This window comes from Kitasatospora sp. NPDC058492 (genome assembly GCF_042720685.1).
Lineage (GTDB): Bacteria > Actinomycetota > Actinomycetes > Streptomycetales > Streptomycetaceae > Kitasatospora.
This window is the reverse complement of sequence record NZ_JBHXMU010000041.1, coordinates 1-18,867: the sequence shown is the minus strand read 5'-3', so window position 1 is coordinate 18,867 and position 18,867 is coordinate 1. Positions and strand designations below refer to the sequence as shown.

At 73.5% G+C, this 18,867-nt stretch carries 15 protein-coding genes; 11 read left to right on the top strand and 4 right to left on the bottom strand.

All coding sequences use genetic code 11. The features are described 5' to 3' along the window. The first annotated feature begins 2 nt into the window (after nt 1-2). The 8 genes from ACFWPI_RS25180 to ACFWPI_RS25145 all read left to right on the top strand — a co-directional run bounded on the left by ACFWPI_RS25180 (nt 3) and on the right by ACFWPI_RS25145 (nt 10,337). Complete coding sequence (locus tag ACFWPI_RS25180; RefSeq protein WP_380372357.1) at nt 3-1,409, top strand: cytochrome P450; 1,407 nt, start codon at nt 3-5, stop codon at nt 1,407-1,409. Next, on the top strand, nt 1,406-3,205 hold the full coding sequence (locus ACFWPI_RS25175; protein WP_380372360.1) for a non-ribosomal peptide synthetase: 1,800 nt from the start codon (nt 1,406-1,408) through the stop codon (nt 3,203-3,205). Before ACFWPI_RS25180 ends, ACFWPI_RS25175 begins: the two co-directional genes overlap by 4 nt. Continuing rightward, nucleotides 3,202-3,936 carry a DUF6875 domain-containing protein gene (locus tag ACFWPI_RS25170; RefSeq protein WP_380372363.1) on the top strand — a complete coding sequence of 245 codons (735 nt, stop codon included), beginning with the start codon at nt 3,202-3,204 and terminating at the stop codon, nt 3,934-3,936. The genes ACFWPI_RS25175 and ACFWPI_RS25170 overlap by 4 nt, the downstream gene beginning before the upstream one ends. Further along, the gene (locus ACFWPI_RS25165; protein ID WP_380372365.1) at nt 3,933-4,169 is read left to right on the top strand and encodes an MbtH family protein; all 237 of its coding nucleotides are present in this window, start codon (nt 3,933-3,935) and stop codon (nt 4,167-4,169) included. Before ACFWPI_RS25170 ends, ACFWPI_RS25165 begins: the two co-directional genes overlap by 4 nt. After that, nucleotides 4,166-5,455 carry an ATP-grasp domain-containing protein gene (locus ACFWPI_RS25160; RefSeq protein WP_380372368.1) on the top strand — a complete coding sequence of 430 codons (1,290 nt, stop codon included), beginning with the start codon at nt 4,166-4,168 and terminating at the stop codon, nt 5,453-5,455. The genes ACFWPI_RS25165 and ACFWPI_RS25160 overlap by 4 nt, the downstream gene beginning before the upstream one ends. Before the next feature lie 133 nt (nt 5,456-5,588). Next, nucleotides 5,589-6,899 (top strand): MFS transporter, encoded by a 1,311-nt coding sequence (locus tag ACFWPI_RS25155; protein WP_380372371.1) that lies wholly within the window; start codon nt 5,589-5,591, stop codon nt 6,897-6,899. 457 nt (nt 6,900-7,356) lie between these two features. Beyond that, a complete protein-coding gene (locus ACFWPI_RS25150; protein ID WP_380372373.1) occupies nt 7,357-7,506 on the top strand; it encodes a hypothetical protein in 150 nt (49 codons plus the stop codon). Then, nucleotides 7,503-10,337: a hypothetical protein gene (locus tag ACFWPI_RS25145; RefSeq protein WP_380372375.1), complete on the top strand. Its 2,835-nt coding sequence runs from the start codon at nt 7,503-7,505 to the stop codon at nt 10,335-10,337. Before ACFWPI_RS25150 ends, ACFWPI_RS25145 begins: the two co-directional genes overlap by 4 nt. Before the next feature lie 144 nt (nt 10,338-10,481). Here ACFWPI_RS25145 and ACFWPI_RS25140 read toward each other — a convergent pair whose 3' ends face one another. Continuing rightward, entirely contained in the window at nt 10,482-11,021 is a 540-nt protein-coding gene (locus tag ACFWPI_RS25140; protein ID WP_063352197.1) for a hypothetical protein, read from the bottom strand. A 366-nt stretch (nt 11,022-11,387) separates the two neighbouring features. On the opposite strand from ACFWPI_RS25140, the gene ACFWPI_RS25135 reads away from it, so the two are divergent. From ACFWPI_RS25135 to glsA, 3 genes are all read left to right on the top strand, one after another. Next, nucleotides 11,388-11,810 carry a DUF6325 family protein gene (locus ACFWPI_RS25135; RefSeq protein ID WP_063352198.1) on the top strand — a complete coding sequence of 141 codons (423 nt, stop codon included), beginning with the start codon at nt 11,388-11,390 and terminating at the stop codon, nt 11,808-11,810. A gap of 47 nt (nt 11,811-11,857) precedes the next feature. Then, complete coding sequence (locus ACFWPI_RS25130; RefSeq protein WP_380372379.1) at nt 11,858-12,157, top strand: SHOCT domain-containing protein; 300 nt, start codon at nt 11,858-11,860, stop codon at nt 12,155-12,157. 76 nt (nt 12,158-12,233) lie between these two features. Further along, nucleotides 12,234-13,460 carry a glutaminase A gene (glsA, locus tag ACFWPI_RS25125; RefSeq protein ID WP_380372382.1) on the top strand — a complete coding sequence of 409 codons (1,227 nt, stop codon included), beginning with the start codon at nt 12,234-12,236 and terminating at the stop codon, nt 13,458-13,460. Nucleotides 13,461-13,495: 35 nt separating this feature from the next. On the opposite strand, the gene ACFWPI_RS25120 is transcribed toward glsA, so the two are convergent. From ACFWPI_RS25120 to ACFWPI_RS25110, 3 genes are read right to left on the bottom strand one after another with little or no spacing between them, the layout of a single operon-like run. Then, nucleotides 13,496-15,304, bottom strand: coding sequence for an SLC13 family permease (locus ACFWPI_RS25120; RefSeq protein WP_380372384.1), 1,809 nt, complete (start codon nt 15,302-15,304; stop codon nt 13,496-13,498). Between the two features lie 36 nt (nt 15,305-15,340). Further along, nucleotides 15,341-17,041, bottom strand: a complete 1,701-nt coding sequence (locus tag ACFWPI_RS25115; RefSeq protein WP_380372387.1) for an AbgT family transporter — start codon at nt 17,039-17,041, stop codon at nt 15,341-15,343. Next, entirely contained in the window at nt 17,038-18,627 is a 1,590-nt protein-coding gene (locus ACFWPI_RS25110) for a leucyl aminopeptidase family protein (RefSeq protein ID WP_380372390.1), read from the bottom strand. The genes ACFWPI_RS25115 and ACFWPI_RS25110 overlap by 4 nt, the downstream gene beginning before the upstream one ends. Nucleotides 18,628-18,867 lie beyond the last annotated feature (240 nt).

The window sequence follows — 18,867 nt, the reverse complement described above, 5'->3', positions numbered from 1 at the left end:
CCATGGCGAGCATCACCGTGAGTTCGGTCGGCTACGAGGAGTTCGACCAGGAGCTCGGCAGCGACCCCCTGGGGCTGATGACACGGCTGCGCGACGAGGGGACGGTCAGCGCCGTCCCGCTGGACGACGGCACGCGGCTGATCGTCGCGGCGGAGCCCGCCGTCGCCGCCGCGGCCCTCGCCCACGGCACCCGCAACCACCGCGGGCTGCTGCGCGAACTGGTGGGCAGCGGACTGTTCGTGGTCGCCTCCGGGGAGCAGTGGCGCCACCGCCGCGCCCTGCTGCGCCCGATGTTCTCGGCCCGGGCCGTGGCCGAGTTGCACACCCTGGTGCTGGAGAGCACGGAGGACTTCGTCCGCCGTCGGCTGCTGCCCGGGGCGGGCCGCGAGTTCGACCTCGGACACACCCTCCAGCAGCTGAGCATCGAGATCATCCTCCGGCTCGTGGACCCGGAGCTGACCGGCGCCGAACTGGCCTCCCTGGCCTCGACGGTGGACACGGCCGTCCACTACCTGGACCGGCGGCTGTTCGCCCCGGAGACCGTCACCGACGCGGACGGCGAGGCGTTCGCCCGGGACAGGGCGGTGCTGGAGGAGTTCATCGCGCACCGGGCGGCCCAGGCGCCCGCGCCGGCCACGGCCGACGGGGTCCTGCCGTCGCTCGTCGCCGCCCTGCACCAACGGGGGGACACGCTCGGCAACCGCCCCGAGGACGTGCTGCGCGAGGAACTGATGTCGATCTTCGTGGCCGGCGTGGAGACCATGGGCACCCTGCTCACCTGGACCTTCCACAACCTGGCCGGCTCTCCCCCCGCCCTGGCCCGCACCCTCGACGAGGTCCGCTCCACCGACCTCGGCACCCTGCGCGCCGCGCCGTCGATCCCCCAGGGGTCCTTGCCGTACACGCTGGCGGTGGTCGAGGAATCGCTGCGGCTGCACCCGCCCGCGTGGGCGCTCTTCCGCCGCATCGACACCCCCGTCGAAGCGGCCGGCGTTCGGCTGGAGCCCGGCGACCTCGTCCTGGCCAGCACCTACGCCATCCACCGCGCCCCGGCCCTGTGGGAGGCGCCCGAGGAGTTCCGCCCGGATCGCTTCCTGGGCCGGCGCCCGCCCGTCCAGCAGTACTTCCCCTTCGGGGCGGGCCCCCACCAGTGCCTGGGGCGGCAGTTCTCGCTGCTGGAGGCGCAGCTCGCCACGGCGACGATCCTCGCGCACGGCCGGTTCACCCTGCTGGGCGACCGGGCCGCGACCGGGCTCCGGCCGGCCATCGCCCTGACCCCGGACCCCAGCCCGCGCGCCGTGTTCACCCCGCACCCCGGCCCCGGCACCGGCCCGTACCCCGGCCCCGGAACCGGCACCGCGACCACCGGCCTCGGCAACGCCCGCAAGCACCCCTCGGGGGCACGATGACGACCGCGCCGCACGCCCGGATCGAGCAGTGCTTCACCGCCGTCGCCGAGGCGTTCCCCGAGCGCGTGGCGTTGGCCGACCGGTACGGCGAGATCCGCTACGGGGAGTTGCTGACGCGGGCGCGCGCCGCGGCGGCGTCGCTCCGGGCGAAGGGCGTCGACTCCGGTACCGCCGTGCTGATCGTCGGGCACGGCGACCGCCGGACCGTCCTCGCCATGCTGGCCGTCCTGATGGCGGGCGGCTGCTACGTCCCGGTGGACCCCCGGTACCCGGCGGACCGCGTCCGGCTCATGGCCGGGACGGCCCGGGCGGCCCTGGCCCTGCACGCCGACCGCCCACCGGTGGCGGACCTGGGCATCCCCGTGCACGACATCCCCTCCCTCACGGAGCGGACCACCACGGCGGTGCCGTCCGCACCGGCCGGCCCCGACGACCTGGCCTGCATCATGTTCACCTCCGGCACCACGGGAGCCCCCAAGGCCGTGGGCGTCACCCACCGGGGGGTCACCGGGCTGGCGCTCGGGGCGGAGTCCCTGCGGCTGGGCCCCGGCGACGGCGTGCTCCTGCACTCCACCCTCGCCTTCGACGCGTCCACGTTCGAGATCTGGTCCCCGCTGCTGGCCGGGGCCCGGATCACGGCCGCGGACCGCCACCCCCTCGCGCTCCACGAACTGGCCGCCCTGCTGGCCCGGCCGCAGATCACCACGGCCTGGCTGACGGCCCCGCTCTTCCGCCTCATGGCCACCCACCACGGCCCGGCGCTGGGCACCCTGCGCACCCTCGTCACCGGCGGTGACACCGTCCCGGCCGGCGCCGCGCGCTCCTTCACCGCCGCCCACCCCGCCACCCGGCTGGTCAACGGCTACGGCCCGACCGAGAACACCACCTTCAGCACCCTGGGGGACGCCGCCGCGTGGGACCGCGAGCACTCCGCCGCGTTCCCCATCGGCACCGCCATCGCGGGAACGACGTGCCACGTCCTCGACGAACGGCTGCGGCCCGTCGCCCCGGGCGCGGAGGGCGAGCTCTTCCTCGGCGGCCCCCGGCTCGCCCGCGGCTACCTGCACGACCCCGCCTCGACCGCCGCGCGGTTCGTGGCCGACCCCTTCTCCGCCCGGCCCGGTGCCCGCATGTACCGCACCGGTGACCGCGTACGCCACCTCCCCGACGGCGCCCTGGACTTCCTCGGGCGCGCCGACGACGAGGTGAAGGTCAGGGGCTTCCGCACCGATCCGGCGGAGGCGGCGGCGGTCCTCGCCGCCGACCCCGCCGTCGACGACGCCGTGGTCATCGCCGGCACCGGGCCCGACGGCGCCGTCCTGACCGCCTTCCTCACCCCGGCGTCCGTCGACACCGACGCGGTGCGCCGGGGCGCGTGGCAGCGGGCCCCGCGCCATCTGGTGGCCGAGCGGATCATCGCGGTCGGCGCCCTTCCGCTGGGGCCCACCGGAAAGGTGGACCGCGCCGCCCTCGCCCGTCTCGCGGACGACGCGGACGACGCGGACGCCCGGACGCACGACGCGCCCGGCACCGCCGCCCCGGGCCACCCCGCACTCGCCGCGGCCTGGGAGTCCCAGACGGGGCACCGCCCGCTGCCCGACTCCGACTTCTTCGCCGACGGCGGCACCTCCCTGGGGCTGATGCGGCTGGTCGAACAGGTGCGCACCCAGCTCGGACCGACCCTCGACTTCGCCCAGCTCTACGCCGCTCCCACGTACGCCGATCTGTGCCGGCTGACCGCCCCGAGCGCCACCCCGGCACCCCACGGCGACCGAGCACAGGAGGCCGTCGCATGACGCAGGTGATGCAGGATCAGGACAATGATCTGGCCAGAATGGACGGCCTGTGGATCCGGGTGATCGAACCCCAGTCGCCCGCCCGGCACGCCCGGGACTTCGCCCAGGTCCACACCTGGCTGCGCCAGTACATCAGCCGGCCCCACGACGAGATCGGCCGCACCGGGCCGGTCTGCCCCTTCATCCCGCCCGCCCTCAGCGGCAAGGACGCCCAGTTCAGCTTCCGCTACGACATCACCGGGGAGGACGCGCGGCAGCTGCGCGAGGCCCTGGAGGCGGAGATGTCCACGTTCGCCCTCGGCACCGAGCGCAGCCGCACCCACACCGGAGCCTCCCTCGACTGCCGCATCGTGGTGCTGCCGGCCACCGGGCCGGAGGGCTGGCGGGTCCTCGACGAGGCGTACGAAGGCCTGAAGAACAGCGCGGTCGCCCACGGGCTGATGGTCGGTCAGTTCCACCCGCACTGCGACGAACGGGCCGTGCGCAACCCGCTCTTCCCCGTCTCCGTGGCCCCCGTCGGCCTGTTCGCGATCCGCCGGATGGCGCCCCACGATGTGCTCTTCTTGTACAAGCACCGCGCCTGGTTCAGGATTTACGATCAGAACTTCCGCGCCCACTACGAACGGGGCCGCGTACGCGACCCGCTCCTGCGCGAGTTGTACGTGACCGCTGTGGAACGTCACGGCCTGCCCGAGCTCGCCCCGAAGGCAAAGGAGAACGACGCGCCGTGACCGAGGACCAGTACCACGTCGTCGTCAACCACGAGGAGCAGTACTCGATCTGGCCCACCTACCACGACGTCCCCCTGGGGTGGGGGACGGTGGGCGAGCCGGCGTCGCGCGAGGACTGCCTGCGCAGGATCGAGGAGGAGTGGGTCGACATGACCCCGAAGTCCGCCCGGCGCCAGGCGGCCCCGGCCGCACCGGCCCCCGCGGGCCCGGCCGGCGCGGCGGGGTCCCCGTGACGGGCACGCTTCCCACGGTCGCCGTCGTCTACGGCAGGGGGTCGGCGGGGCCGGCCGAGATCCTCGGCGCCGCCCGCGGCCTGTGCGACGTGGTCTTCGTCTGCGACCCGGCCGTCCCGGGCGTGGCGCCGCTGCTCGCGGGGATGCGCCGACGGGCCCGGGTCTGCGAGATCAGCGGACACGACACCCCCGCCGCCGAACTGCTGCGCGGGTACGGCCCGGTGGGCATCGTCACCTTCAGCGAGTACTGCCTCGCCGGCACCGCGCGGCTCGCCGAGGCCCTCGGCCTGCCCTACCACCGGCCGGACACCGTCCGGCTGCTCACCGACAAGGCCGACCAGCGCGCAGCGTTCGCGGCGGCGGGGGTCGACCACACCCCGAGCGTCGTGGTGCGGTCCGCCGCCGAGGTCGACACCGCCGTGGCCCGTCTGGGCTACCCCGTGGTGCTCAAACCCCGTACCGGGGCGGGCAGCCAGGACACCGTACGGCTGGCGGACCGCGAGCAGCAGCGGCGCGCCCTGGCCGACGTCGGCCTCGTCCCCGGGCCCGGCCCCGGACCCGGTGACGAGCCGGCGGGCCCGCACAGCGCCCCGCGTGACTTCGTCGTGGAGAAGTACCTGCCCGGGGACCCGACGGTGGCCGGACCGGACTGGGGGGACTACGTCTCCGTCGAGGCCGTCGTGCAGCACGCGGAGGTCACGACCCTCTGCGTCACCGGCAAGTTCGCCCTGGCGGACCCGCTCCGGGAGACCGGGCTGTTCCTGCCCGCCACCCTCACGCCCGCCGTGGAGAAGGACGCCGCCGAACTCGCGGCGGCCGCGGTCCGGGCCCTCGGCGTGACGACCGGGGTGACCCACACGGAGGTGAAGCTCACCCCGGACGGCCCCCGCGTCATCGAGGTCAACGGACGCGTCGGCGGGCGTGCCGTGGGCCTGCTGGACCGGGCGCTGGGCATCGATCTGCTCGCCCTCGCCTTCGCGTTGGCCCTGGAGCGCACCGTCGAGCCCGTCACGGCCCCCCGGCCGGCGGCGGTGACCTTCGAGTACTTCATCGTGCCTCCGCGCACGGTCGGCACCGTCCGGGCGATCGACGGCGCCGACGCCGTACGGGCCCTCCCCGGCGTCGGCGAGGTCGACGTGGCGACGGCCCCGGGGCAGCCCGTCGACTGGCGCCACCCCGCACAGCGTCTGGCGTTCGTCCGGGGCACCGTCGCCACCCATGACGAGCTGCTCCGGCTCATCACATCCGTCCATGACAGATTCCACCTGGAGTTCGCACCCCAGTGAAGAGAACGTTCCCCACCACAGGCCGGCCGCGCACGCCCCGCCGAGAGCGTCGAAGAGCACGTGCCCCGCAGTGTCCCGCAGTCCTTCGTCGTGGAAAAGTGGAACAGCAGAGAGGTAGTCGATGCTCGACAAGGTGCGACAGCCACTGAAACACCGGCCCTTCCGGCGGGTGTGGCTGGGCGAGACCGTCTCCCTGGTGGGGGACTACAGCTTCGAGGTCGCCTTCATCTGGCTGATCCTGAACGAGACCGGATCGACGACCACGCTGGCCACGATCCTGCTCGTCCAGGCCGTCCCCCGGGGCGTGCTGATGCTGGTGGGCGGCGCGGTGACCGACCGGCTCTCCCCGCGCGCCGTCATGTTCTGCTCCCACACGCTCCGGGGGCTCGCCGTCGCCACGCTGGGGCTGATCGCCCTGGCCGACCACGTGAGCACGTGGCACCTCTACGCCCTCGGCGCGCTCACCGGCGTCGCCGAAGCGTTCTTCTGGCCGGCGGCCGGCAGCATCATCCCCTCCCTCCTGCCGCCCGAGCACCTCGCCCGGGGCAACGCGCTCGTCGGCTTCGGAGAGCAGGGGGCCCGGCTGCTGGGGCCGATCCTGGGCGGCGCCCTCGTGGCCGCGGTGGGGACGTCGACCACCATCCTGCTCAACGCCTTCACCTTCTTCTTCGCCGCCCTGACGGTCTTCGGCGCACCCCGCAGACAACCGTCCGACCAGGCGGGCGACCAGTTGGGCGACCAGGCCTCCGACCAGGCGGGCGAGGCCGACGAGGGCGCCAAGTCGTTCACGGCGATCCGCCGGGAGATCGTCGAAGGGCTCCGCTACGCCGGACGCAGCCGGGAGATCCGCACCGTCCTCCTGCTGATCGGCGCGGCGGCCCTCAGCTACAGCGGCCTCTTCAGCGTGGGGCTGCCCGCGCTGGCCAAGACCTTCCCCCAGGGCTCGCTCGCGCTGGGCGTCCTGCTGTCCGCCTGGGGGCTGGGGCAGCTGATCGGCACCATCGGCGCGGTCTTCACCGGGCTGCCGCGCCGCTGGGGGCTGCTCATCATCGGGATGACGCTCTGCGAGGGGACCGCCTTCGTGCTGCTGGGCTTCCTTCCCAGCGTGTGGAGCGCGGCGGTGGTGCTCACCCTGCTGGGGATCGGCGTCGCGTACTCCAGCGACGTCGCGCTGCCGACGTTCATCCAGACCAGGACCCCGACGGACGTGCTGGGCCGGGTCAGCAGCGTGATGGAACTGCCCCGGGCCACGCTGGAACCGCTCTCCATCGCGGCCATGGGCCTGCTGGTCGGCTGGGACATACAGTGGGCGTTCGTGCTGGCCGCGATCCCCATGCTGGCCGTCGGCCTCCACCTGGCCCTCGACCGCGAGGCCCGCGCGCTGAGCACCACGGCCCCGGAGGAGCATCCGGCGGCCAAGGATCCGGACCCCCTCGTCTTATAGGCCCCGCCCGCCGGTGGTGGCCGGTGATCTCGAATGACCGCGCTTTCCGACCGAAATCCCGGATTTCTCGGACAATGCGGCAGAACATCGTTATCGAATCTCCTCCGGAACGAGTTCGGCCTGGGCCACCACCGGGCCGGTGGCGGCCCGGGCCAACGGACGCGGCGGCTCTCTGGTTCACAATTCCGAGCGGAAAATTCGGGAAAGGAATTTCCCCTGGTCAAAGGGGTGCGGCGATACCGGAATTGTGAAGTGTGCATGGCATTTGTTCCTTGCTTACTTGATTCGCGCAAATCCCTTCCGTTCCCGGAGCGAATCTGACAGCATCGTCCGCTATCCGGCGACCGAATGTCGGTGATCACTGCACCGGCATGCCCGCGAGGTGTCCGTCCATGGCCGATATGTGCCTGGATCGGAGCAATGGGTGGGGCCGGGACGCGACCGGGGGGAGAACCTGATGCTCGGCTTCGTCGTGCGCCGACCGTACGGGCGCCGACCGCGCGGGCGACGGCCGCTGGCGGCTGCCGCCCCGCTGCTGTCGGCCTTCCCCACCGGACGCCGCCGTCGAGACGTGGCCACCCGGCTGCGCCACGTGGAGGAGATGTGACCCCCCGGGCCGGCACCACCGTGCCCACCCCTTCGCCCGCGCCCGGAACCGCTCCCGGGACACCCCACCGCCCCGCGCGCTGGGTCCGCACCAGGCTGCGGGCGAACCCGCTGGCCGCGCTGCTCATGGCGGCCCTGGCATTCGTCGCCGTCTTCCTGGCGGCGGCCTTCCCCCGCATCGCGGACCGGGGCGCGGACACCGCGCTCCAGGACTTCGTCAGTCAGAAGGGCCTCAACCAGACCAGCCTGCAGACCACGTCCAAGACGCGGGACGACGACAAGGCCGCCGCACTCGACCGGGTGCAGCAGCAGCTCACCGAGCTGGTCGGTCGGCAGCTGACGCTGACCCAGTCGGGCCAGGCCTACGGCGCCCGCGCCCTGGGCGACCGCGGCATGGGCAATCCGGAGTACGACCGGTTCGCGGAAAGGAGGACCGACCCGGTCCTCGGCCTGCTCTACCTGCACGACCTGGCCGCCCGGGCCACCCTCACCGACGGCACCTGGCCGACCCCCGCCGCCGCCGGCGGTCCGCTGCCGATCGTGATCAGCAAGAAGGCCGCCGAGAGCATCCACATCAAGCTCGGTGACGTCATCGACAACGGCACCGAGGGTTCGGGCGCCAAGCGGACCACCGCGGTGGTCGGCCTGTACCAGATCAACGACCCCCAGGACCCGTTCTGGGACGAGCTCGGCTGCCCGGCCCGCGCCTGCCTGAGGACCGACCCCGAGCACGAGCACTGGATGACCAGCGGATTCGTCGACGGCGACAGCCTGCCCGCGCTGGCCCGCTGGGGTTCGAACGCCGAGAACTTCTGGCGGCTGCCCGTCGACGCCGCCTCGCTGCACGCCGACCAGCTCGACCGCACCCGCGGCATCCTCAGCTCCTTCCTGACCGGGCGCGACGCCACCGCCCTGGCCGACGCGACCCGGCGTACCGACCTGCACACCTCCTCGGGCCTTCCCGAGATCCTCACCCGGGCGAACGACCGCTACCAGGCCTCGCTACCGCTCAGCACGATCGGCCCGGTCGCCGTGGCGGGCGTCGCCACCGTGGTGCTGTTCCTGGCCGCCGCCCTCACCACCGACCGGCGCGCCGCCGAGATCAGGCTGCTCCAGGCCCGCGGCGGCTCCCGTGCCGGGGTGCTGCGACGGCTGATCGCCGAGGGTGCCGTCACCGTCCTGCCGGCCGCCGTGTTCGGAACGGCCCTCGCCCTGGTGCTGCTGCCCACCCCCCGCTGGGACCGCTCGGTGCTGGCGGCCCTGGCCGCGGCCCTGATCGCGCTGCTGGCCTTCCCGGCCCGCGCGGCCCTGCTGTGGGCACGCAGGCGGCCGGCCGGCGGCCGACGCCGACTGGTCGGCGAACTCGCCGTCCTCGCGGTCACCGCCGCGGCCGTGGCGGAGGTCCGGCGCCGGGGCGTCGGTACCGGCTCCGGGCTGGATCCGCTGCTGGTGGCCGCCCCGCTCCTGCTCGCCGTCACCGGCGGCCTGCTGCTGGCCCGCATCGAGCCGATGGTGGTCGGCTGGCTGGCCGCCCTCGTCGGCCGGGGCCGCGGCCTGATCGGCTTCCTCGGCCTGGCCCGCGCCGCCCGCGACAGCTCGGGCCGCCGCCGGCCCTCCGCACTGCCGCTGCTCGCCCTGGTGATCGCCGTCACCACGACCGGCTTCGGCGCCACCGTGCTCGACACCGTCGATCACGCCCGGACCCGCGCCGCGCGCATCTCCACGGGCGGGGACATCGGCGTCTCCCTCCCCGGCTACGCCACCCTGTCCGAGTCGTTCACCAAGGCCGCCGACGCCCTGCCCGGCGTCCGGGCCTCGACCGCGGCCTGGGTCGAGCCCAAAGCCCGCATCGCCGGCGCCGACCAGCGCTACACCGAGGCCTACCTGGTGATGGTGACCGATCCGGCGGCGTACGCCGAGATCGCCCGGACCCTCGGAGCCGGCGGGTTCGACCCGGCGAAGCTGGCCGGGGCGGCCGGCGGCCGGGACACCCCGGTGCCCGCGCTGGTCAGCCGCGACCTGGCCGAGCGCCTGGCCGCAGGGTCGTCCCAGGTGCGCACGCCCAACGGCAACGACCTGCGCCTCACTGTCGCCGGGACCGTCGGCGCCACCCCCGCGCTGCCGGACCCGGGCAGGCCGTTCGCCGTCGTTCCCGCCGGCCCCGCCTGGGAGCGACTGCCGGACGCCAAGCGGGTGAACAAGTGGTTCGCCGTCGGCGAGGTCGACCCCGAAGCGGTCAGGACGGCACTGCGGGACAACGGCGGGGTCCAGCCGACCGGCCTGGCCAAGATGATCGCGGACGACGCCGCGGCCGTCGGCAAGGCCGTCCACGGCCTGCCCGCGGGATACACGGTGCACAGCAGCCGGGAGACCGTCGCCGAGCTCGGCGGCGACCCGCTGCAGCACGCCGCCGGGCGGCTGTTCTGGTACTCGGGTGCCGCCGGCGCCGGGTTCGCCCTGCTCGCCGTGCTGCTGACGCTGTTCCGGGCCGCGCCCGACCGCACGGCCGTGCTCGCCCGGCTGCGCACCATGGGCCTGCGGCCCCGCCAGGGGCTGGCCCTGATCGTCGCCGAGGCGCTGCCGCAGACCCTGGCGGCCGCCGTCGGCGGCGGGCTGGTCGCGGTGGCGGCGGTCGCCCTGCTGGGCGGCGCGTTCGACATCTCGACCCTGGTCGGCGCCAGGGTCGGGGAGCTCGTCACCCCCGCGCTGATGCCGGTGCTGCTGCCCACCGCGGGCCTGGCCCTGCTGGTCGGCCTCGGGGTGGTGCTGGAGACGCTGGTCACCGGCCGGCGCCAGATCGCCACCGAACTGCGGGCGGGCGAGCAGTCGTGACACCGCGACGGCGGCTCTCCGCGATCACCGGCTGACCGGCCCTCGACCCCGCGGTCGAGGGCACACGGTGGCGCGTCGGACAACTCCCGGGCTGTCCGACGCGCCACCGCGCTCTGTCCCACGCCCCGCGCAGTGCGCCGCGCCTCAGCCCTGGTCCAGCTTGGACAGGGCGTCGGTGATCAGGCGGGTGGCGAAGTCGTGGTCGTCGCCGGAGACCCGGTTGACGTGCTCCGCGAGCAGGGTGGCCGTGGCTTCCAGGGGGTTCATCTCGGCACCGGTCCATGGTCCGTACTGCGCGCGCCACAGGTTGGGGCTCAGACCGCTGCCCGCGGCGATCACCAGGCCGGCCATGGTGGGGATGACCTCGGGGCGGAAGGTCCTGGGCATCATGCGCATCGTGGCCACGAGGGTGGGCACCACGTGCTCGATGACGTCCTTGTCGTGCTCCTCGCAGGCCGACCGCAGCCAGTTCATGAACAGGTAGATGAGCGTGCACGCGCCGTCCAGCAGCGCGTTGAACTCGTCGGGGCCCACGGATGCGGCGAACTCGTCGACCAGCCGCTGCTGTTCGGGGTCCGTCCCGGTCTTACCGTCGTAGACGGCCTTGAGCCGGGAGTCGATCATCATGAGCGCGGTGCTCACATCGCCGACGGCGGCGTATCGGGGGTCACAAGGCGATGACACAGGACTCCTCCTCACACGGCCGCGGCGGGTGCGCGGCAGGTCCGGTCGCAGGGTTCTTCGGCCGGTCGGGTCACCCGCCCGACGGTACCGCTCCCCGTCGCGGCCGGGCGCCCGTTTCCGCTCCTCGCACACGCCTCGGCGGGCCGCCTGCGCTCACCCCTCTGCGGCGGCTTTCCGCAGGTCCCGGCGGTGCGGCGGATCGCCGGGGGCGGTGGCGCAGCCCCCGGCGATCCGGTTCCACTCGTCAACAGCGCGCCCTCAGTACGTCATCAGTACGGGTGAGCCGTCCGCGCGGTCGCGGCGGCGCCGGGCTCGGCGGAGGATGAAGGCAGGGGCGGGGACGCGATGCGGAAGGGGCGTGACGCCATGGACGTCGGGCCGGTCGAGTACGCCGTCATGGCCTTCCCGGGCAACCGGTTCCGGGGGGCGATCCTGCCGGAGCTCAAGCGCCTGACCTCCGAGGGGATCATCCGCATCCTCGACCTCACCTTCATCAAGAGGGACGAGCAGGGCGCGGTCCGCGTCCTCGAACTCGATGCCCTGGACAGCGACGAAGCGGCCGTGTTCGCCGAGCTGGACGGCGAGATCATGGGCCTGCTGAGCGACGAGGACCTGGCCAGCATCTGTGACGAGATCCCGGCGGGGTGCTCGGCGGCGATCATCGTCTGGGAGCACCGCTGGGCCGCGCCGCTGCTACGGGCACTCGACGACGCGGACGGGATCCTCGTCACGCGCGAGCACGTGCCGCACACCGTGGTGGCGGCCGACCTCGCCGCGATCGGACTCTGAAGGATCGGACTCTCGAAGGGGAGCCGGACTCCGAGAAGGAGGCTGTCATGATCGGCCGCCGTCTGTCGCGCGGCGGGCGCCCGGGGCTCATCGGCACCGCCGCCCGCACCGCCGTCATCGCCGGGACCGCCACGTCCGTGTCGAGCAGGGTCGCCGCCCGGCACCAGCAGGCCACCGCGCCGGAGCCTCCGCCAGCGCCCGCGCCTCAGCCCGCACCGGCCGCACCGGCCGCCGCGCCGAACGACCAGACGCTCGCCCAGCTCGAACGCCTCGTCGAACTGCGGCAGAGCGGGATGCTGACCGACGACGAGTTCACGGCGGCCAAGCAGCGCCTCCTCACCCCGTGAATCCCCTCCGCCGGGCGGCCCCCGCACGGGGGCAGGGCCCGACCGGGCCCGCGCGCCGCGCCGCCGTGGTGCGCTGATGGAGCCCGTGACGGCGGTGCTCGCCGAACTCGTCGAACGGCACCGCGCCGATACCGCCGGTGACGTCGCCCGCTACATCCCCGAACTCGCCCGCGCCGACCCGCACGCCTTCGGCCTCGCCATGGTCAGCGTCCAGGGCCACGCCTACCAGGCCGGTGACGCGTCGGCCGCCTTCACGATCCAGTCGGTCTCGAAGCCGTTCGTGTACTCGCTGGCACTGTCGGAGCTGGGCCTGACGGAGGTGGCCAGGAGGGTCGGGTTCGAGCCGAGCGGGGAGCCGTTCAACGCGATCAGCCTGGAGGCGGGCACCGGGCGCCCGGCGAACCCGCTGATCAACGCCGGGGCGATCGTGACGACCGCGCTGATCGGCGGCGACGGCGAGGCCGCGTTCGAACGGATCCGCGACACCCTGTCGGGCTTCGCCGGCCGCCGGCTGACGGTCGACGAGGACGTCTACCGGTCCGAGGCCGCCACCGGGGACCGCAACCGGGCGCTGGCCTACCTCACGCTCTCCCAGGGCGTGCTGGAGCGCCCGGCCCAGCAGGCCTGCGACGTGTACTTCCGCCAGTGCGCGATCGAGGTCACCGCCGTCGACCTGGCCGTCATGGGCGCCACGCTGGCCAACGGCGGGCGCAACCCGGTGACCGGGCGCCGCGTCGTGGACGCCGACGCGGCAGGCGCCACGCTGTCGGTCATGGCCACCTGCGGCATGTACGACCACAGCGGCGAATGGATGCTGAGGGTGGGCCTGCCGGCCAAGAGCGGTGTCGGCGGAGGGGTCTGCGCCGTGAGCCCCGGCCAGTTCGGCGTCGGCGTGTTCAGCCCCCCGCTGGACCCTCGGGGCAACAGCGTCCGCGCGAGCACCGTCCTGCGCGAGCTGTCCGCCGAGCTGGGCCTGCACGTCCTGCGGCACACCGAGCGTGCCCGCTCACCGCTCCAGGCGGTGCGCACCGACCACGGCGCGCACCACCTGGAGCTGCTGGGCGACCTCGGTTTCGCGGCCGCCGAGGAGATCGTCCACTGTGTCCGCCGCCTCGCCCGCGACCAGCCCCGGCCGCTGGTCACGGTCGACCTCTCCCACGTCACCGCCGTACGCCCGATCGCCCGCAGGCTGCTGGCCGACTGCGCCGCCGGCCTCCGGGCCCGGACGACGGTGCGCTTCGTCGACCCCGCGGGCCTGGTCCGCAGGCCGCCCGCAGACCGGAGCGACACCCCGGCCGAGTAACCGTCCACAAGCCCGTTCACGGCGGCCGGCTCCGTTCACAGCGGCCAGACCAGGGGAACGACGGTCGTGGCGACGACGAGGTACCAGACCAGGACCGGCAGGCCGAGCCGCCAGTAGTCACCGAACCGGTAGCCGCCGGGGCTCATGACCATGAGGTTCGCGGCGGTGGCCACCGGCGTGAGCAGGGCCGCCGCGGCGGGGACCGCGACGCACATCAGGACGGGCAGGACGGAGACCCCGGCGTCGCGGGCGGCGTTGACGGCGATCGGGGCGACGATCAGCGCGGTCGCCATGTTGCTGATGAACTGGCCCAGTACGGCGGTGAGGACGAACACCGCGAGCAGCAGCAGCCGGCCGTTGCCGGAGGCCGCGGTGACGACGAGGTGGGCGACCTTCTCCGCCGCTCCGGAGGATTTCATGGCCTCGGAGAGCGGGAACATGCCTCCGACGATGACCAGGGTGGTCCAGGAGATGCCGCCGTAGGCCTGGTCGACGCGCACGACGCGAAGGGCGACCAGGAGCAGCGCCGCGAGGGTCGCGGCGACGGCCGGCGGCGTGGCGCCGGAGGCGAGCAGAGCGATCATGCCGCCGAGCACGGCGAGGGCGCGCACGGCGGCGCCCCCTGGCGGGGCGGCCTGGCCGCGGATGCCGGAGGGCTGGTCGACGGCCAGCACACCGGGGCGGGCGCCGGCACGCTCGAGTTCGTCCCACCGGCCGCGGAGCAGCAGGTGGTCGCCCGGAGCGAGCGTCAGGGGCTGGGGGCCTACGGGTCGGTCCTGGCGGTGCACGGCGAGGACGGCCAGGTCGCCGGTGCTGTCGGTCATACCGGCGAAGGCGGTCATGCCCGCGAAGGAGGAACGCGGGCTGACGACGAGTTCGAGCAGGCCCGTGTGCTGGTCCAGGAGGACGCTCGCGAGGTGGTCGTCCAACGGCGGGGGCAGGGGCTCCAGACGGTGGCGGTCGCTGAAACCGTCGATGGCGGCCGGGGTGCCCCGGAGGATGACGATGTCCCCGGCGGCGAGAGGCCCGGTGCCCCGTGGGTCATGGCCGTCGGCGGCCATGGCTCCGAGCACCAGCACCCCGTCCTGGGCCGTGGCGGCAAGCTGCTCGACCGACGCGCCGATCGCGTCCGAGCCCTGCGGGACCTGCCGGGCGGCCGAGTCGCGGGTCAGCGCGTAGTGGTCGATCAGGGTGCGGGCGTGCCGGCTCAGGTCGGCCGGGAGGGCGTCGGGTGTGCGGGCGGGCAGCAGGGCCCGCCCGAGGAAGGCGCAGATGGCGACGGTGCCGGCCAGCACCGGGAGTCCCACCACCGCGAACTCGAAGAACCCGAAGGGCCGGGCACCGGCCGCTGCCGCGCTCTCGGAGACGATCACGTTGATGGGTGACCCGATGAGGAGCAGCAGCGAGCCGGCGTGTGCGGCGAAGGCCAGCGGCATCGCGAGCCTGGAGACGGGCAGACGGTGGCGGACGGCGAGCAGCACGGTCATCGGCAGCAGGGCCGCGACGGCTCCGTTGACCGTGATCAGGGCCGTGAGCAGGGCGGCCGCGAGCATGGTGAGGACGAGCAGGCGGCGCTCACCGGTGCCGGCGAGCGCCGCCAGTGCCCGGCCTGCCCAGGTCGTGACGCCCGTGGCCTGGAGGGCGGTGCTGACCACGAAGAGGGCGGCGATGAGGGCGACCACCGGATCGCCGAACCCGGCGAAGACCCGGTCGGCGGGCAGCAGCCCGACGGCCGGCAGCAGAAGGGCGGAGCCGAGCGCGACGAGCTCGACGGGCAACCGGTTCCACACGAACAGGGCGATGACCACGGCCAGCACGAGCAGGCACAGGACGGCGTCGCTCACCGTCTCACCCTGCTGGTGGGAGGGGCAGGCGCCGGTTCACTGGCTGACGGGTGCGCCCGGCCCCATCGGGATGCCGATGGCGTACCAGGCGACGAAGAACAGCAGCCAGGCCACCGCCACGACGACCGTGTAGGGGATCATCAGGGAGATGACGGTGCCGACGCCGGCCTGCTTCCTGAACTTCTGGCACTGCAGGACGATGAACGGCAGGTAGACCATCAGCGGGGTGACGACGTTCGTCGGGGAGTCGCCGACCCGGTAGGCGGCCAGCACGGTCTGCGGCGCGACGCCGAGGCGGATGAACAGGGGCACGAAGATCGGCGCGAAGATCGCCCACTTGGGGATGATTCCGGGGATGATCAGGTTGATGACGTAGGTCAGCAGGATGAAGGCGATCAGGAGCCAGATCGCGCCGATGTTCGCGCTCTCCAGCTGGTCCGCGAGCTGCACGGCGACCACCGTGGCGATGTTGCTGTAATTGAAGTACGAGATGAACTGGGCGATGATCAACAGCAGGAAGATCAGGCCGCCGAGCCCGGCGAAGGTTTTGGTGATCGCGTCCATCGCGGCGGCGCTGCCGCGCAGGGTCTTCGCCCCCGCGCCGAAGGCCAGGCCCATCACCAGGAACGCGATCATGATGATGACGATCAGGCCGTCCATGAACGGCGAGTCCTCGAACAGGCTCCCCGTCTCCGGGTTGCGCAGCGGCGCGCCGGGGATGAACGCGAGCAGCGTGACGGCCACCACGAGCGCGATCAGCGAGAGGCCGGCGTAGCGCAGCCCCCGGGCCTCGGCCGCGGTGTCGACGGAGGGCTCCTCGCTGTCCGCGACGACGGCGGTGTCCCCTGGCTGCCAGGGGCCCAGGCGGGGTTCGATGATGCGTTCGGTGACGAAGGTGATGACGATGGTGAGGAACAGCGTGGAGCCGATCGCGAAGTAGTAGTTCGCGGTCAGGTTGAGGGACTGGCCGGGGTTGACGAGCCGGATCGCCTGGTTGGTGATCTCGGTCATGATGCCGTCGATCGGGGCGATGAGCAGGTTGACGCTGAAGGCCGCGCTGACCCCGCCGAAGGCCGCGGCGATCCCGGCGAGCGGGTGGCGTCCGGCGCTGATGAAGGCGACCGCCCCCAGCGGGATGAGGACGAGGTAGCCGGCGTCGGAGGCGATGCTGGACAGGATGCCGGCGAAGACGATGATCGCGGTGAGGGTCTCCGGTGGTGAGATCCTGACCAGGCGTCGGATCAGGGCCGCGATCAGTCCGGCCTCCTCCGCGAGCCCGACGCCGACCATGATGACGAGGATGACCGCGACGACGCCGAAGTCGTTGAAGTTGTGCGCCGCGGAGGTGAACAGGAACCGGACCCCGTCGCCGGACAGCAGGCTCTCGACCTTCGTCGTCTCGACGACGGTCTCGTAGCGGTGGGTGTACGTCGACTCCGGCGGCAGGTGGGTGCCCGGGTACTCGGTGCCGCCCTCGTGGACCTGCGTGGCCGGGTAGGGAACGGACTTGACCGTCTCGCTGGTGACGTGGACGTCGAACGCGGACAGGACCGCCGACAGCACGATCACCACGACGCACAGCAGCAGGAAGATGATGGCCGGGTGCGGGACCTTGTTCCCGATCTTCTCGATGGCGTCCAGGACGCGCCCCGACCCGCCGCCGGACTTTCCGCTCCCGGAGGCGGTGGCGCTCTTGTCCTGCGGTCCGTCGGCCTGGGCGTGGGCGAGGGCGCTCACCGGCCGGCCTCCTCACTGATCGAGCGGGTGGAGTCGGTGCGCGCGGCCGTCGACGGAGGGGTGAAGGCCAGCGCGAGCTCGGCGAGCAGGCGCGCGCCGAAGCCGGTGCAGCCCTTGGTGCGCCAGCCGCTCGGCTTGTCGTTCTGGGCCGGCCCGGCGATGTCGATGTGCGCCCAGGGGCGGCCGGCGACGAACTCCTCCAGGAACAGCGCGGCATGGATCGCCCCGCCGTTGGGGCCGCCCATGTTCTTCAGGTCCGCCACCTCCGAGTCCAGCTCCGGCCGGTAGCGCCGCGACAGCGGCAGCTGCCAGGCCGGCTCGCCGGTGCGGGCGGCGGCGTCCAGGACCTGGTCGACCAGCGGCTGGGCGTTGCCGAACACGCCCGCTGTCTCGGCGCCGAGCGCCCGCAGACACGCGCCGGTCAAGGTGGCGATGTCCACGATCGCGTCCCCCGGCTCCTCGCCGGCCAGGACCAGGGCGTCCGCCATGACCAGGCGGCCCTCCGCGTCGGCGTTGACCACCTCCACGCTCGTGCCGCCGCGCATCCACAGCACGTCGCCCAGCTTGAGCGCCGAACCCGAGGGCATGTTGTCCGTGCACATCAGGTAACCCGTCACGGCCGTCCGGCAGCCGAGCCCGGCCAGGACGCACAGGGCCGCCAGGATCGCGCCGGCACCGGACATGTCGTTCTTCATCGTCGCGTGCACGGCGTCGGCGGGCTTGAGGCTGATGCCGCCGGAGTCGTACGTGATGCCCTTGCCCACCAGGGCCAGCCGGGGCGTCCCGTCACCGGCGTCGGAGGGCAGGTAGGTGATCTTGATCATGCGGGCTTCGTCCACGCCGCCCCGGTTCACGCCCAGCAGGCCGCCGCAGCCCAACTCCTCCAGCTCCCGCTGCCCGAACACCTCCACCTCCAGGCCGCACTGCGCGCCGAGCCGCACCGCGACCTCGGCCAGGTCCGGCGCGGTCAGCAGGCTGGGCGGCGCGCTGGCCAGGTCCCGGGCCAGCATCGTCGCGCGGGCCAGCCACACCCCGCGTTCGACGCCCCGCTCGACGGCCTCGCGCGAGTCCGAGCCCGAACCCGAGTCCGAACCCGCCACGACCGTGACGGCCTCCAGCGCCGTGCCGGACGGCTCGCGCTTGAGCGGATCGAAGCCGTAACGGGCCAGCAGCAGCCCCTCCACCAACGCCTGCGCCGCCTCCGCCGGCGTCGCACCCGCCCCGGACGGCACCACGACGGCCAGCCGCGAACGGCCCGGCACCGCGAGCGCCACGGCCGCCCCGGCGTCCCTCAGCACATCGGGACCTGCCGCACCCTCCGGCCCCGTCCCGTAGAGCACGACGTCCGGCCCGTCCTCCCGGGGCACCAGCAGCACCCGGCCCGCCGCCCCCGTCATGCCGGCGGCCTCCACGGCCCCCGGGCCCAGCCCGATCCACGCCGGCACCGCCACCGCCCCTTGGACCACCGGCAGCCCCACCGCCTCCGGATCCCGCACCGCCTCCGGATCCCGGGCCGGGACGACATCAACCCTCGGAAAGCGGCTCCACGAAGGAATGAGATCGAGGGCTGCCTTGCTCTGCGCCACTGTGCTCTCCTCTGCAGGGGGCGGCGGTCCAGAGGCCGCCGGTCCCAGCAGCCGCTCCCCAGTAAGACGCACGGTCAAAGCGCTTCCAGGACACGCCACGCACTGTGCCCCCCAAACGCACGAACACCCGGCGCCCCCGCCCGGGCGGCGGTTTCTAGGGGTCGTTGCAACACGTGGTCGGTTTGATCAGGCCGCGAGCAGTTTATGCAGGCGCTCGGCTGGGGTTTCCCAGTCGAGCGT

Coding starts and splice junctions, on each gene's coding strand:
- ACFWPI_RS25180 (WP_380372357.1), top strand. CDS start 3: ATGGCGAGCATCACCGTGAGTTCGGTCGGCTACGAGGAGTTCGACCAG.
- ACFWPI_RS25175 (WP_380372360.1), top strand. CDS start 1,406: ATGACGACCGCGCCGCACGCCCGGATCGAGCAGTGCTTCACCGCCGTC.
- ACFWPI_RS25170 (WP_380372363.1), top strand. CDS start 3,202: ATGACGCAGGTGATGCAGGATCAGGACAATGATCTGGCCAGAATGGAC.
- ACFWPI_RS25150 (WP_380372373.1), top strand. CDS start 7,357: ATGCTCGGCTTCGTCGTGCGCCGACCGTACGGGCGCCGACCGCGCGGG.
- ACFWPI_RS25135 (WP_063352198.1), top strand. CDS start 11,388: ATGGACGTCGGGCCGGTCGAGTACGCCGTCATGGCCTTCCCGGGCAAC.
- ACFWPI_RS25130 (WP_380372379.1), top strand. CDS start 11,858: ATGATCGGCCGCCGTCTGTCGCGCGGCGGGCGCCCGGGGCTCATCGGC.
- glsA (WP_380372382.1), top strand. CDS start 12,234: ATGGAGCCCGTGACGGCGGTGCTCGCCGAACTCGTCGAACGGCACCGC.